Origin of the sequence: Streptomyces sp. NPDC004111 (assembly GCF_042874215.1) — a bacterium.
Lineage (GTDB): Bacteria > Actinomycetota > Actinomycetes > Streptomycetales > Streptomycetaceae > Streptomyces.
Window position 1 is genome coordinate 278,167 of the sequence record NZ_JBIAMU010000005.1, and the last position, 12,848, is coordinate 291,014.

Annotated in this window: 13 protein-coding genes; 9 read left to right on the forward strand and 4 right to left on the reverse strand. The window is 72.5% G+C overall.

Annotated features, from left to right (window positions below; translation table 11 throughout):
• Positions 1-57: 57 nt before the first annotated feature.
• Positions 58-1,146 (reverse strand): redox-regulated ATPase YchF, encoded by a 1,089-nt coding sequence (gene ychF / locus ACFYVL_RS13245; RefSeq protein ID WP_389243889.1) that lies wholly within the window; start codon positions 1,144-1,146, stop codon positions 58-60.
• Between the two features lie 352 nt (positions 1,147-1,498).
• Between ychF and ACFYVL_RS13250 the strand changes: the two genes are divergently transcribed.
• Positions 1,499-1,969 carry a DUF6542 domain-containing protein gene (locus ACFYVL_RS13250; RefSeq protein WP_389244209.1) on the forward strand — a complete coding sequence of 157 codons (471 nt, stop codon included), beginning with the start codon at positions 1,499-1,501 and terminating at the stop codon, positions 1,967-1,969.
• 84 nt (positions 1,970-2,053) lie between these two features.
• On the opposite strand, the gene ppgK is transcribed toward ACFYVL_RS13250, so the two are convergent.
• Both ppgK and ACFYVL_RS13260 read right to left on the reverse strand, forming a co-directional pair.
• On the reverse strand, positions 2,054-2,791 hold the full coding sequence (gene ppgK / locus ACFYVL_RS13255; protein WP_389243891.1) for a polyphosphate--glucose phosphotransferase: 738 nt from the start codon (positions 2,789-2,791) through the stop codon (positions 2,054-2,056).
• Between the two features lie 165 nt (positions 2,792-2,956).
• Complete coding sequence (locus tag ACFYVL_RS13260; protein ID WP_389243893.1) at positions 2,957-3,958, reverse strand: 4-hydroxy-3-methylbut-2-enyl diphosphate reductase; 1,002 nt, start codon at positions 3,956-3,958, stop codon at positions 2,957-2,959.
• Between the two features lie 79 nt (positions 3,959-4,037).
• Here ACFYVL_RS13260 and ACFYVL_RS13265 point away from each other — a divergent pair, with 79 nt between their 5' ends.
• The 4 genes from ACFYVL_RS13265 to ACFYVL_RS13280 all read left to right on the forward strand — a co-directional run bounded on the left by ACFYVL_RS13265 (position 4,038) and on the right by ACFYVL_RS13280 (position 9,073).
• Positions 4,038-5,588 carry an APC family permease gene (locus tag ACFYVL_RS13265; protein WP_389243895.1) on the forward strand — a complete coding sequence of 517 codons (1,551 nt, stop codon included), beginning with the start codon at positions 4,038-4,040 and terminating at the stop codon, positions 5,586-5,588.
• 9 nt (positions 5,589-5,597) lie between these two features.
• On the forward strand, positions 5,598-6,809 hold the full coding sequence (gene xseA, locus ACFYVL_RS13270; RefSeq protein WP_389243897.1) for an exodeoxyribonuclease VII large subunit: 1,212 nt from the start codon (positions 5,598-5,600) through the stop codon (positions 6,807-6,809).
• Between the two features lie 93 nt (positions 6,810-6,902).
• Entirely contained in the window at positions 6,903-7,136 is a 234-nt protein-coding gene (locus ACFYVL_RS13275) for an exodeoxyribonuclease VII small subunit (RefSeq protein WP_389243899.1), read from the forward strand.
• Positions 7,137-7,393: 257 nt separating this feature from the next.
• On the forward strand, positions 7,394-9,073 hold the full coding sequence (locus tag ACFYVL_RS13280; RefSeq protein WP_389244211.1) for a sigma-70 family RNA polymerase sigma factor: 1,680 nt from the start codon (positions 7,394-7,396) through the stop codon (positions 9,071-9,073).
• 41 nt (positions 9,074-9,114) lie between these two features.
• On the opposite strand, the gene ACFYVL_RS13285 is transcribed toward ACFYVL_RS13280, so the two are convergent.
• Complete coding sequence (locus ACFYVL_RS13285; RefSeq protein WP_389243901.1) at positions 9,115-9,936, reverse strand: isocitrate lyase/phosphoenolpyruvate mutase family protein; 822 nt, start codon at positions 9,934-9,936, stop codon at positions 9,115-9,117.
• 184 nt (positions 9,937-10,120) lie between these two features.
• On the opposite strand from ACFYVL_RS13285, the gene ACFYVL_RS13290 reads away from it, so the two are divergent.
• From ACFYVL_RS13290 to ACFYVL_RS13305, 4 genes are all read left to right on the forward strand, one after another.
• Positions 10,121-11,005, forward strand: a complete 885-nt coding sequence (locus tag ACFYVL_RS13290) for a DUF4190 domain-containing protein (RefSeq protein WP_389243903.1) — start codon at positions 10,121-10,123, stop codon at positions 11,003-11,005.
• Between the two features lie 139 nt (positions 11,006-11,144).
• A complete protein-coding gene (locus tag ACFYVL_RS13295) occupies positions 11,145-11,897 on the forward strand; it encodes a GntR family transcriptional regulator (RefSeq protein WP_389243905.1) in 753 nt (250 codons plus the stop codon).
• A gap of 290 nt (positions 11,898-12,187) precedes the next feature.
• The gene (locus tag ACFYVL_RS13300) at positions 12,188-12,367 is read left to right on the forward strand and encodes an SPOR domain-containing protein (protein ID WP_389243907.1); all 180 of its coding nucleotides are present in this window, start codon (positions 12,188-12,190) and stop codon (positions 12,365-12,367) included.
• A 74-nt stretch (positions 12,368-12,441) separates the two neighbouring features.
• Complete coding sequence (locus tag ACFYVL_RS13305) at positions 12,442-12,840, forward strand: (deoxy)nucleoside triphosphate pyrophosphohydrolase (protein WP_389243909.1); 399 nt, start codon at positions 12,442-12,444, stop codon at positions 12,838-12,840.
• Positions 12,841-12,848: the final 8 nt, after the last annotated feature.

Sequence of the window (12,848 nt, forward strand, 5' to 3'; positions counted from 1 at the left end):
CCGACTTCCGTAGAAATCCGCCCCACGCCACCTCCGAACCAGACAGTGACTGTCCCGCTACACGTTGAAGCGGAACTCCACCACGTCCCCGTCCTGCATGACGTACTCCTTGCCCTCCATGCGGGCCTTGCCCTTGGCGCGGGCTTCGGCGACGGAGCCGGTTTCCACCAGGTCGGCGAAGGAGATGACCTCGGCCTTGATGAAGCCCTTCTGGAAGTCCGTGTGGATCACGCCGGCCGCCTCGGGGGCCGTGGCGCCCTTGGGGATGGTCCAGGCGCGGGTTTCCTTGGGGCCTGCCGTCAGGTAGGTCTGGAGGCCGAGGGTGTCGAAGCCGACGCGGCCCAGGGTGGCCAGGCCGGGCTCCTCCTGGCCCATGGACTGGAGGAGTTCGAGGGCCTCGTCGTCGTCGAGCTCGATGAGCTCCGACTCGATCTTGGCGTTGAGGAAGATCGCCTCGGCGGGGGCGACGATCGCGCGCTGCTCGTTCTTGAAGTCCTCGTCGACCAGCTCGTCCTCGTCCACGTTGAAGACGTAGAGGAACGGCTTGGTGGTGAGGAGGTGCAGCTCGTGGAGGAGGTCGCCCTGCTCCGTGCCCTTGGTGATGCCGGCGGAGAAGAGGGTCTGGCCGGTTTCGAGGATGGCCTTGGCCTTCTCGACGGCGGCGAGGACCGCGACCTTCTCCTTCTGGAGGCGGGACTCCTTCGTGAGGCGCGGCACCGCCTTCTCGACGGACTGGAGGTCGGCGAGGATCAGCTCGGTGTTGATCGTCTCGATGTCGTCCTTGGGGGACACCTTGCCGTCCACGTGGACGACGTTCTCGTCCTTGAAGGCCCGGATGACCTGGCAGATCGCGTCCGACTCGCGGATGTTCGCGAGGAACTTGTTGCCGAGGCCCTCGCCCTCCGAGGCGCCGCGGACGATGCCCGCGATGTCCACGAAGTCGACCGTGGCCGGGAGGATCTTCTGCGAGTCGAAGATCCCGGCCAGCACGGCGAGGCGGGGGTCCGGGACACCCACGACGCCCACGTTCGGCTCGATGGTGGCGAACGGGTAGTTGGCCGCCAGCACGTCGTTCTTGGTCAGGGCGTTGAACAGGGTCGACTTGCCGACATTCGGCAGACCGACGATTCCGATCGTGAGCGACACGTTGGCGACTTCCCGTAGCGGAGAGGGGGTGGGAACCGGCCCCGAGTGGACCGGCCGATCCCCCAGTTTACGGGCGGGCCGTGGGGGTGTCGTACGGGGCGGAGGGGGAGCGGCCCCCGGTGCCGTCCGGCGGCTCCGGGCGGGTTCTCGCCCGTACAGCGTCGAACTCAAGCCCAAGCTCGGCCAAAGGGCGTGTCCAAGCCCGGAATTCGTCCATCCGGCGGCCTACGTTGGTCCGGTGGAGCAACCCAGGACCCGTCCCCGCCCCCCGCAGCGCAGCTCGCACCACGTCGCCGCGCAAGGGGTCACCGCTGCGACCGTCGACCGGGCGGGTGTCCGGCCGGGGCGGCAGGTGGCACCCGTGGTGCTCGCCCTGCGGCGGCTGCCCAACCCCCGGCTGACCGGCCTCGGCAGCGGGCTGTTCGCCGCGGTCACCATGTTCCTGCTGGCCTGCCTGGACCAGTTGCTGTTCGACGGGTCGCCGGTCGTGTACGGCGTGCTGTTCCTGCCGGTGAGCCTGCTGACCGCGCTGTGGGTGCGGCCCGCCGACCTGGTGACCGCCCCGATCAGCGTGCCGATCGCCTTCGCCTGCGGACTGCTGCCCATCGCGGGCGGCAGCGACGGGATCGGCAGCCGGTTCATGGCCGTGGTCACCGCCCTCGCCGTGCAGGCCGGGTGGCTGTACGGGGGCACGCTGATCGCCGGGCTGATCGCGAGCGTACGGAAGATCCGGCAGATGGGGCGCAAGCGGCAGGCCATGGCGATGGCCCCGGCCGCCCCTGCCCCCGCCGCCGTACGCAGGCAGCGCCCGCAGAGTCAGTGAGGGAGTAGAGGGAGAGGGGGGTGGGGGCGGGCCTGTGCGTCCGTACCGCCTTCGCCCCCCGGCCCCGTACCGCCTCCGTCGCGGCTACTGCTTCGCCGCCGCCATCGCCGCGCCCACGATGCCCGCGTTGTTCTGCAGCTGGGCCGGGACGATCTCCGCGCGGATGCCCTTGATCAGCGGGATGAACTTCTCCGCCTTGCGGCTGACACCGCCGCCGATGATGAACAGGGACGGGGAGAAGAGCATCTCCACGTGCGCCAGGTACTTCGTGACGCGCTTGGCCCAGTGCTCCCAGCTCAGGTCCTCGTCCTCCTTGGCCTTCGTGGAGGCGTGCTTCTCGGCGTCGTGACCGTGCAGCTCCAGGTGGCCCAGCTCGGTGTTGGGGACCAGCTTGCCGTCCAGGAAGAGGGCGCTGCCGATCCCCGTACCGAAGGTGAGCAGGAAGACGGTGCCCCGGCGGCCCGCGCCCGCGCCGAACGTCATCTCGGCGACGCCCGCCGCGTCCGCGTCGTTGAGCACGGTGACCGGCAGGTCCAGCCGCTTGCCCAGCAGCTCCCGGGCGTCCAGGTCCACCCAGCCCTTGTCGACATTGGCGGCGGTACGGGTGATGCCGTCCGTGACCACGCCGGGGAAGGTGATGCCGACCGGGCCCGACCAGCCGAAGTGGTCGACGACCTCCTTCACGCCGTCGATCACGCTGTCCGGCGTGGCCGGGTGCGGGGTCAGTACCTTGTGCCTCGGTTCGGCAAGGTCGCCCCGCTCCAGGTCCACGGGAGCGCCCTTGATGCCGGAACCGCCGATGTCCACTCCGAACACGTTCATGGACCCCACGTTACGTCGGACCACCGACAACCACCGGGGAAGTGGTTCACAAGGGTCAGCAGGGTCCCGCGAAGCACCTGAAGAACACGAATCCCCGAAGCACCCGAGGCCCCCGAAGTGCCGTGGCCGCCTGCGGCCCCGGGCCCCGGCGGGGCCCGGCGCGTCCTACTTGCTGCCGAGCGCCGCCGCCTCCGCGCGCAGGTCGCGGCGCAGCTCCTTGGGGAGCGAGAAGGTGATCGACTCGTCGGCCGTCTTCACGGTCTCGACGTCGCCGTAGCCGCGCTCGGAGAGCCACTCCAGCACGCCGTCGACCAGCACGTCCGGGACGGAGGCGCCCGAGGTCAGGCCGACCGTGGTGACGCCCTCCAGCCAGGTCTCGTCGATCTCGCTCGCGAAGTCCACCAGGTGTGCGGCGGGGGCGCCGGCGTCCAGGGCGACCTCGACCATGCGGATGGAGTTCGAGGAGTTCTTGGAGCCGACGACGATGACCAGCTCGGCGTCCTCGGCCAGCTTCTTCACCGCGATCTGGCGGTTCTGGGTGGCGTAGCAGATGTCGTCGCTGGGCGGCGAGAGCAGGTTCGGGAACTTGCTCTTCAGGGCGTCGACCGTCTCCATCGTCTCGTCGACGGAGAGCGTGGTCTGGGAGAGCCAGACGACCTTCGACTCGTCGCGGACGGTGACGTTCGCGACGTCCTCGGGGCCGTCGACCAGGGTGATGTGGTCGGGGGCCTCGCCGGAGGTGCCGATGACCTCCTCGTGGCCCTCGTGGCCGATCAGGAGGATGTCGTAGTCGTCCTTGGCGTACCGGACGGCCTCCTTGTGCACCTTGGTGACCAGGGGGCAGGTCGCGTCGATCGTGGCGAGGTTCCGCTCGGCGGCCTCGGCGTGGACGGTCGGGGCGACGCCGTGCGCCGAGAACATCACGATGGAGCCCTCGGGGACCTCCGCCGTCTGCTCGACGAAGATCGCGCCCTTCTTCTCCAGGGTCTGTACGACGTACTTGTTGTGGACGATCTCGTGCCGTACGTAGATCGGCGCACCGTACTGCTCAAGGGCCTTCTCCACGGCGATGACGGCGCGGTCCACGCCCGCGCAGTAGCCGCGGGGGGCGGCCAGCAGCACTCGCTTGGCAGACGGGCGGGCAGGCGTAGAAGTCATGCCTCCCATCGTAAGGCCGTGCCCGACAGGCCAAAGATCGTGTACGGGGCAAGACTGGACGGACAGTCGACGAACGTGCGGAGGAACGATGGCCGGGACGGCTGACGGGACGGCGGGGGCCGGAGGCGCGAGCGGGGCGGGCGGAGCGGGTGCGACGGGCGGCGGCGCCGGCGGGGCGGGCGGCGCGGGAGGCCCGGCCGGGACGGGTGCGAGCGCCGCGGCTCCCGGGCTCAGGAGGAGTCTGGGCTTCCGGGACCTGGTCGTCTACGGGCTGCTGTTCATCGCGCCCATGGCGCCCGTCGGCGTCTTCGGCACCCTCGACGCCAAGTCGCACGGCGCCGTCGCACTCGTCTACCTGGTCGCCACGGTCGCGATGGCGTTCACCGCATTCAGCTACGCCCAGATGGTGCGGGTCGTCCCGCAGGCGGGCTCCGTCTTCGCCTACGCGCGCGTGGGGCTGGGCGAGGGGCCGGGCTTCGTCGCCGGGTGGATGGCGATGCTCGACTACCTGCTGATCCCGGCCGTCGCGTACCTCTTCTCCGGGATCGCCCTGCACGCGCTGATGCCGGCCCTGTCGCAGTGGGTGTGGACGGCCATCGCGGTCGTCGTGACCACCGCGCTCAACATGTGGGGAGTGCGGGCCGCCGCCCGCGTCGGCTTCGCGGTGCTCGCGCTGGAGATCGTCGTACTGGTGGTGTTCGTGGTCGCGGCGGTGGTGGTGCTGGCGCGCGACGGAGCCACCCGGGACTGGCTGTCGCCGCTGTCGGGCGACGGGTCGATGGGGTCGTTCTCGCTGGCCGCCGTGCTCGGCGCGGTCTCGGTGGCGGTGCTCTCCTACCTCGGGTTCGACGCCATCGCCTCCTTCGCCGAGGAGGTCACCGGCGGTTCCGCGAAGGTCGCCAGGGCGGTGCTGATCTGCCTCGCTCTGGTCGGTGTGCTCTTCGTCGTACAGACGTACCTGGTGGCGCTGCTCTCGCCCGGGTCGGCGGCCGATCTCGCCGCCGACCCGTCGAAGCAGGGGACCGCCTTCTACGACGCCGTGGACGGGGCCGTCGGGGACTGGCTGCACGACCTGGTGGCGGTGAGCAAGGCGATCGGCGCGGCCTTCGCGGCGCTGGCCGGGCAGGCGGCGGCGGGCCGGCTGCTGTTCGCGATGGCGCGCGAGCGGAGGCTGCCGAAGGTGCTGTCCAGGGTGGACGCGAGGTCCGGGGTGCCGAGGCTGGCGCTGGGGCTCGCGGCGCTGGTGACGCTGGTGGCGGCGGTCTGGGCGGCGCGCCGCGGCGACGGCATGGACCACCTGGTGTCCGTCGTCGACATCGGCGCGCTGACCGCGTTCGTGCTGCTGCACGCGTCGGTGGTCGGCTGGTTCGCGGTACGCCGCCGGGAGGGGCCGCCGGTGTGGTGGCGGCACGTACTGGTGCCGGTGATCGGCGCGGCCGTCGCGCTCGCGGTGATCTGGGAGGCGAGCCGGAGCGCGCAGGTGGTCGGAGCGGTGTGGCTGGTGGTGGGGCTGGCCGTGCTGTTCGCCCAGCGCGGGCGGCGGGGCCTGCCGGGCGGGGGAGCGGGCGGCAGTGCTGCCGCCGGGGCGGCCGGTGCCGGGGGCGGTGCGACCGGGGGCGGTGTCGGAGGGCGCGGCTAGCCTTCTCGCATGGCTCTCAACGCGACGTCAGCGGATGCTCCCCTGCCCGTCGGGCAGGTCTCACGGATGATCGGCGGGTGGATCGACAGGCTCGGCGCGATCTGGGTCGAGGGACAGATCACCCAGCTGTCGCGGCGGCCCGGGGCCGGTGTGGTCTTCCTGACGCTGCGCGACCCCTCGCACGACATCTCGGTGTCCGTGACCTGCTACCGGCAGGTCTTCGACGCGGTGGCCGACGTGGTCTCCGAGGGCGCGCGCGTCGTCGTCCACGCGAAGCCCGAGTGGTACGCGCCCCGGGGCCAGCTGTCGCTGCGGGCCGCCGAGATCAAGCCGGTGGGCATCGGTGAACTGCTCGCACGGCTGGAGCAGCTGAAGAAGTCGCTGGCCGCCGAGGGGCTCTTCGCGCTGGACCGCAAGCGGCAGCTGCCGTTCCTGCCGCAGCTCGTCGGCCTGGTCACCGGGCGGGCCTCCGCCGCCGAACGGGACGTCCTGGAGAACGCGCGCCGCCGCTGGCCCGCCGTCCGCTTCGAGGTGCGCAACGTGGCCGTCCAGGGCGTGCACGCGGTGCCGCAGGTCGTCCAGGCCGTGAAGGAACTGGACGCGCTGCCCGAGGTCGACGTGATCGTAGTGGCCCGCGGCGGGGGCAGCGTCGAGGACCTGCTGCCGTTCTCCGACGAGGAGCTGGTACGGGCCGTGGCGGCGGCCCGCACCCCCGTCGTCTCGGCGATCGGGCACGAGCCGGACTCGCCGCTGCTGGACCTCGTCGCCGACCTGCGGGCCTCGACACCCACCGACGCGGCCAAGAAGGTCGTGCCCGACGTGGGCGAGGAACTGGACCGGGTGCGGGGGCTGCGCGACCGGGCGCTGCGTACGGTACGGGCCCTGCTCGACCGGGAGGAGAGGGGGCTGGCCTCCGCGCTGGCCAGGCCGGTCATGGAGCGCCCGCAGCGGATGGTCGAGGAGCGGGAGGCGGAGGTGGACGCGCTCGTGGCGCGGAGCCGGCGCACGCTGGGGCACCTGCTGGACCGGGCCGACTCGGAGCTGTCGCACACCCGTGCGCGGGTGGTGGCGCTCTCGCCGGCGGCGACCCTGGAGCGGGGGTACGCGGTGCTCCAGAAGGAGGACGGCGCGGTGGTGCGGGCGGCGGACGAGGTGGCCGGCGGCGAGGAGCTGAGGGCGAGGGTGGCGGAGGGGGAGTTCGTGGTGCGGGTGGGGGAGTGAGCACGGCGGCGCGTCGGCCTCCCGGGAGTTCCGGGGCCCCGTGCCGGTGCTTTTCTGCAGGTGCTGTCGGACCTCGAACTTAAGGTGAATCGCATGGCCAAGACGGATGAAGCCGCCGGGACCGAAGTCGGTTACGAGCAGGCGCGGGACGAGTTGATCGAGGTCGTACGGCGGCTCGAAATGGGCGGTACGACGCTGGAGGAGTCGCTGGCCCTGTGGGAGCGGGGCGAGGAACTGGCGAAGGTGTGCCGGCGGTGGCTGGAGGGGGCCAGGGAACGGTTGAACGCGGCGCTGGACGAGGGGGCGGAGGAGGAGAGGGAGGAGTAGGGGCCGGGGGGTCGCGTGCCGCTCCCCGCCCCTTCCCTGAACCGCTCGCCGCGGGGCCGGGGCCTTTGCCGTGGGTCTGTGGTGGGTTGCTCGCCCAGTTCCCCCCCCCGCCCCTGACGGGGCCGGTCCCCGCGCCTCCGACGGGGCTTCTCAAGTTCGTCGCGTGATTTTTGTTATGTCCTTCTCCACGCCCGGTCTCCCATGTGGTGGAGCAAGATGCCGTACGGACCGAGCAGGCGGAGAAGGGGCGGGAGACCGTGAACAGGGAACACGGAGTCGCGACGATCTTGGCGGCGCAGAGCGGTGATCCGCAGGCACAGGACGCGCTCGTGGCCGCCTATCTGCCGCTCGTCTACAACATCGTCGGCCGCGCGCTCAACGGGCACGCCGATGTGGACGACGTCGTCCAGGACACCATGCTCCGGGCCCTCGACGGGCTCCCCGCCCTGCGGATACCGGAGAGCTTCCGGTCCTGGCTGGTGGCCATCGCCATGAACGAGGTGCGGCGGCACTGGCAGCGCGAGCAGCAGCCGCTCGGCGCGCCCATGCCGTCCGAGGGGCGCGAGGTCGCCGACCCCGACGCGGACTTCGTCGGGCTGACCATCGTCCGGATGGGGCTCTCCGGGCAGCGCAAGGAGACCGTCGAGGCGACCCGCTGGCTCGACGCCGACGACCGGGCCCTGCTGTCCCTGTGGTGGCTGGAGGCCGCCGGGGAGCTGACCCGGGCCGAGGTGGCCACCGCGCTGGAACTGGCGCCCGACCACACCGCCGTACGTGTGCAGCGCATGAAGTCGCAGCTGGAGGCCGCGCGGGTGGTGGTCAGGGCGCTGGCCGCGGTGCCGCTGTGCGGGCAGCTGCGGGAGGTGCTCGCCCCGTGGGACGGGGCGCCCTCCGCGCTCTGGCGGAAGCGAATATCGCGGCACGCCAAGGAGTGCGCGGTCTGCTCGGGTCACCGCAGCGGCCTGGTCCCGGCCGAGGGGCTGCTGGCCGGGTTCGGGCTGGTGCCGGTCGCGGGCCTGCTCGTGGAACTGGTGCGGCAGGCGGTACGGCAGGGGCCGGAGATGACCAGCACCGGGGCGACCGGGACCGTCTCCCACCCGCAGTTTCCCGCGGACGCCCACGGCGGGGTGCCCGCACACGACCACGGCACCGCCGCGCACCTCGCCGCGTCGTCCGGCCGTCCCACCCGTACCGACCTGCGCCGGCAGCGCGCCCGGCGGCGGCGCCAGGTCGTCGGCGGGGCCGCGGTGCTGCTGCTCGTCGGCGGCGGGATCGGCGCCGTGCAGCTGTTCTCCGGCGGCAAGGACGAGGCGCCCAGCACGTCGGTGGCCGACGCGGCCCGGACCAGCGGGCCCGTGCTGCCCTCCGCGAGCGACAGCCCCAGCCCCACGCCCTCGGCCACCACCGCGTCGCCCACCAGGAAGCCCACCCCGAGCGCCACCGCCACCCGCACGACCCCGGCGCCCACCAGGTCCGCCTCGCGGCCCGCACCGCCGCCGGCCCCCAAGCCGACCCGTACCAAGAAGCCCACCCGCCCGGCTCCGCCCGCGCCGCCCGCCGGGCCCGCCGCGGAGGTCGTGTCGCTGCTCAACTCCGAGCGGGCGAAGGCGGGCTGCTCCCCGGTGACCAGCAACAGCCTGCTGCGTACGGCCGCCCAGCGGCACTCCGAGGACATGGTGGCGCGCGGCTACTTCGACCACACCAGCCCCGACGGCGACGGCCCCGGCGAGCGGGTCACCGCAGCCGGGTACAAGTGGAGCACCTACGGCGAGAACATCGCCGCGGGCCAGTCCGGGCCCGCCAGCGTGATGGAGTCCTGGATGAACAGCCCGGGGCACCGCGCCAACATCCTCAACTGCGCCTTCAAGGAGGTCGGCATCGGCATCGCCGGACCCTCCGGCGGCCCGACCTGGACGCAGGTGTTCGGCGCCCGCTAGGCCCCCGGGGCAGGGGGCAGGGGGCCGCGGGGGGGGGCGGGTCAGCGCGCGAAGAGCGCGTTGAGGTCGTTGTGCGGCAGCGCGTCCGCCACCGCCCCGTACGTCCCCGACGTCAGCAGCTCCTCGGTGGCCCGGCGGGCCACCGCGTACGCCGCGCCCGCCACCGCCCCGCCCAGGCTGATCCGCGCCACGCCCAGCCCGGCCAGCTCCGCCGCGCTGGGCGCGCCCGGCTTCACCAGGACGTTCAGCGGTACGTCGACGGCCGAGGCCAGCGCGGCGATGGTCGCGGGGTCGGTCACTCCGGGGACGAAGACGCCGCTGGCGCCCGCCCCGACGTAGGCGTGCATTCGTCCGACGGTCTCCTGGAATCGGTCCGACTCCTCGCCGAGGCCGAAGAGGTAGGTGTCGATCCTGGCGTTGAGGTAGAGCGGGACGCCGGACTTGTCGGCGGCGGCCCGCGCGGCGGCGATCCGGCCGGTCTGCTCCATCGGCGAGCGCGTGCCGTCCTCCAGGTTGACGCCGACCGCGCCCGCGGCGATCACCGCGGCCACCGTCTCGCCCACGCCCTCGGCGGTGTCCGCGAAGCCGCCCTCGATGTCGGCGGTCACCGGGACCCGCACGGCCGCCGCGATCCGGGCGATCAGCTCGACCGCCCGGTCCCGGTCGAGGACGTCGCCGTCCGGTACGCCCAGGCTCCAGGCGACGCCCGCGCTGCTGGTGGCAACCGCGGCGGCCCCGGCCTGCTCGACGACCAGGGCGCTGGCCACGTCCCAGGCGTTGGGCAGCAGCAGCGGGGCACCGGGCGTGCGGTGCAGGGAGTGGAGGAGGGTGGCCTTGGCGTGCTGGGTGGTCTGCGAAGTCATGGGGACAGTCCAGCAGTTCGGGGCGCCGGGGGCAGGCGGTTTTCCGACATCACCCCCCGGGCCGGGGTCCGGTGCCGCGTCCGCGCGTACCGGGCGCAACGGTCCGGCCCGCCTCCTGTCGTATCCGGCACGTACGATCTGCGCGGCACCCCCCCGCACCGCGCCGACGAGGAGCACCGTACTGATGGCGATACCCCCGCCGCCCCCCGAGCAGCCCTGGAACGAGCCGCAGCAGCCCACCCCGCCGTCCGCGCCGCACCAGGGGTACGGCGCTCCGTACGGGCAGTCCCCGTACGGCGCGCAGCCCTACGGGGCGCAGCCGTACGGCGCTCCGCCGCCCTTCGGCATGCCGCCCGTCGCGCCGAGGACCAACGGACTGGCCATCGCCTCCCTGGTCACCGGCATCGTCTGCTGCGTGCCGCCGCTCGGGCTGATCCTCGGTCTGGTCGCCCTGTCGCAGATCAAGAAGCGCGGGGACGCGGGCAAGGGCATGGCGGTCGCGGGCATCGTGCTGTCCTCGCTCAGCGTCGTCCTGGTCCTGGTGAGCATCCTCACCGGTGGGCTGGCCGCGTTCCGCGAAGGCTTCGAGCGGGGGCTGAACAGCAGCGCGCAGTCGGTGGAGGACCTGCGGACCGGACAGTGCTTCGACACTCCCGACGGGTCGCTGGAGGGCACCACGTACGACGTGGAGGTGGTCGACTGCTCCCGGCCGCACGACGGCGAGGTGTTCGGCACCTTCGACCTGGCCGACTCCGCCGACTACCCCGGCGACGAGAAGATCGGCACCATCGCCGACAGCAAGTGCGCCACCGCGCAGGAGAGCTACACGGGCGGCGACTCCGGCACGGCGGACTCGTACTACCTGATGCCGGACCGCGACGGCTGGCGGCTGGGCGACCGGGGGGTCACCTGCGTCTTCGGCGACGAGGCCGGCGGCAAGCTCACGGGTTCGCTGCGCGGCGACGGCGGTGACACCGGTGACACCGGGGGGTCGGGCGGGACCGGTGGGTCCGGCGGGGACACCGGTGGCTCCGAGGGCGATGTGGCGGGAGCGGGCGAAGAGGTCTAACCCGACAGGCCCATTACCCGGGGGAACATGCCTGCGTAAAGGCGAATCATCACATCGAGTGAAACCCTGGCCTCTGCTTGTGTTGAACAACCGACGGTTGCCACGCTGTTGCTGTCTGTCAACCTGATGGGAGTGGCCAGTGACATTCGGTGAGCAGCCGGCATATCTGCGCGTGGCGAAGGACCTCCGGCAGCAGATCGCCGACGGGAAGCTGCCGCCGCACACCCGGCTCCCCTCGCAGGCACGTATCCGCGAGGTCTACGGCGTCTCGGACACCGTGGCCCTGGAGGCGCGGAAGGTGCTGATGGCGGAGGGCCTGGTCGAGGGCCGCTCGGGCTCGGGGACCTACGTACGGGAGCGCCCGGTGCCGCGCAGTGTGGCCCGCACCGCCTACCGGGGCACCGGCCCCACCACGCCCTTCCGGCAGGAGCAGGCGGCCGAGGGGGCGCGCGGCACCTGGGACTCGCGCAGCGAGCAGACCGAGGCGCCCCCGGAGATCGCCGCCCGCCTCGGCGTCGAGCCCGGCGACCGTGTGATGCGTACGCGGTACGTCTTCCGGGACGCGGGGGAGCCGATGATGCTCTCCACCTCCTGGGAGCCCCTGGCGGTCACCGGGCGCACGCCGGTGATGCTGCCCGAGGAGGGGCCGCTGGGCGGCTGCGGGGTGGTCGAGCGGATGGCCGCCATCGACGTCGTCGTGGACAACGTGGCGGAGGAGGTCGGTGCCCGGCCCGGACTGGCCGACGAGCTCGCCGAGTTGGGCGGGGTGCCGGGACACGTGGTGCTGGTCGTCGCGCGGACCTACTACGCGTCGGGACGGGCCGTCGAGACGGCGGACCTGGTCGTGCCGGCGGACAGGTACCGCATCTCGTACCACCTGCCGGTCAAGTGAGCGGGGCCGTTGCCCGCGGGCGCCCGGGGTGAGACAGGCGCGCTGAACAGCGCGTCAACCGGGCGTGTGCGGAGCTGAGTTGAAGTCCCCAGGGGGCGCATCCACCAGGATGCGCCCCTTCTTTTTCCGTCATGGGTTCGTCAACCGGACTGCGTTTCTTGGCCAGATCGGTGTCTCTTTGTGAAAAGCCATATCCGGTGAGTAAAGGTCAGGCGTACGCTCGGGCATATGCGTACTGAGGTTTCCTGGGGATCCTTGACGGCGTGTACGCCGGCGAACGGAGGCGCGCGATGACTGACGGCGGTGACCGGCTTCCGTGGTTGGTGGTGCGGCAGGACGACAACGGCAACCGCTACCGCGTGGGTGCCTACGCCACGCGTGCGGAGGCCGAGCAGCGGGCCGATCAGCTCGACAACCGCGGACACAAGCAGCTCTACCTGATCGAACAGGCCGCGACGAAGCGGTCGTAGGCGCTTCGGGGCCGCCGGGGGGCGGCCACGGACACCTTTTGGGGCGGCGCCGGCCGTCCCCTTAGGCTCCGCCCATGACGGAACGACTGGTCGTGGGCGGAGCCCTCTTTCATCACGGGCGGCTGCTGGCCGCCCGGCGCAGCGCCCCGCCCGAGCTGGCCGGCCGCTGGGAGCTGCCCGGCGGCAAGTGCGAGCCGGGCGAGAGCCCCGAACAGGCGCTGGTGCGCGAACTGCGCGAGGAACTGGGCGTGGAGACCGAGGCCGTCGAGCGCATCCCCGGCGAGTGGCCGCTGAAGCCCGGTTACGTGCTCCAGGTGTGGACCGCCCGGCTGCTCGCCGGTGAACCCCGCCCGCTGGAGGACCACGACGAACTGCGCTGGCTCGGCCCCGAGGAGAGCGACGCGGTGGACTGGCTGGACCAGGACCGCCCCGCGGTCGCGGAGGCGGTACGGCGGCTGCGCGCGGACGTGTGAGCCGTACG

Bases quoted from the DNA above. Each gene is read 5' to 3' on its own strand.
- ACFYVL_RS13275 (WP_389243899.1), top strand. From the start codon at position 6,903: ATGGCCAAGACGGATGAAGCCGCCGGGACCGAAGTCGGTTACGAGCAG.
- xseA (WP_389243897.1), top strand. From the start codon at position 5,598: ATGGCTCTCAACGCGACGTCAGCGGATGCTCCCCTGCCCGTCGGGCAG.
- ACFYVL_RS13305 (WP_389243909.1), top strand. From the start codon at position 12,442: ATGACGGAACGACTGGTCGTGGGCGGAGCCCTCTTTCATCACGGGCGG.
- ACFYVL_RS13285 (WP_389243901.1), bottom strand. From the start codon at position 9,936: ATGACTTCGCAGACCACCCAGCACGCCAAGGCCACCCTCCTCCACTCC.
- ppgK (WP_389243891.1), bottom strand. From the start codon at position 2,791: ATGAACGTGTTCGGAGTGGACATCGGCGGTTCCGGCATCAAGGGCGCT.
- ACFYVL_RS13265 (WP_389243895.1), top strand. From the start codon at position 4,038: ATGGCCGGGACGGCTGACGGGACGGCGGGGGCCGGAGGCGCGAGCGGG.
- ACFYVL_RS13300 (WP_389243907.1), top strand. From the start codon at position 12,188: ATGACTGACGGCGGTGACCGGCTTCCGTGGTTGGTGGTGCGGCAGGAC.
- ACFYVL_RS13290 (WP_389243903.1), top strand. From the start codon at position 10,121: ATGGCGATACCCCCGCCGCCCCCCGAGCAGCCCTGGAACGAGCCGCAG.
- ACFYVL_RS13260 (WP_389243893.1), bottom strand. From the start codon at position 3,958: ATGGGAGGCATGACTTCTACGCCTGCCCGCCCGTCTGCCAAGCGAGTG.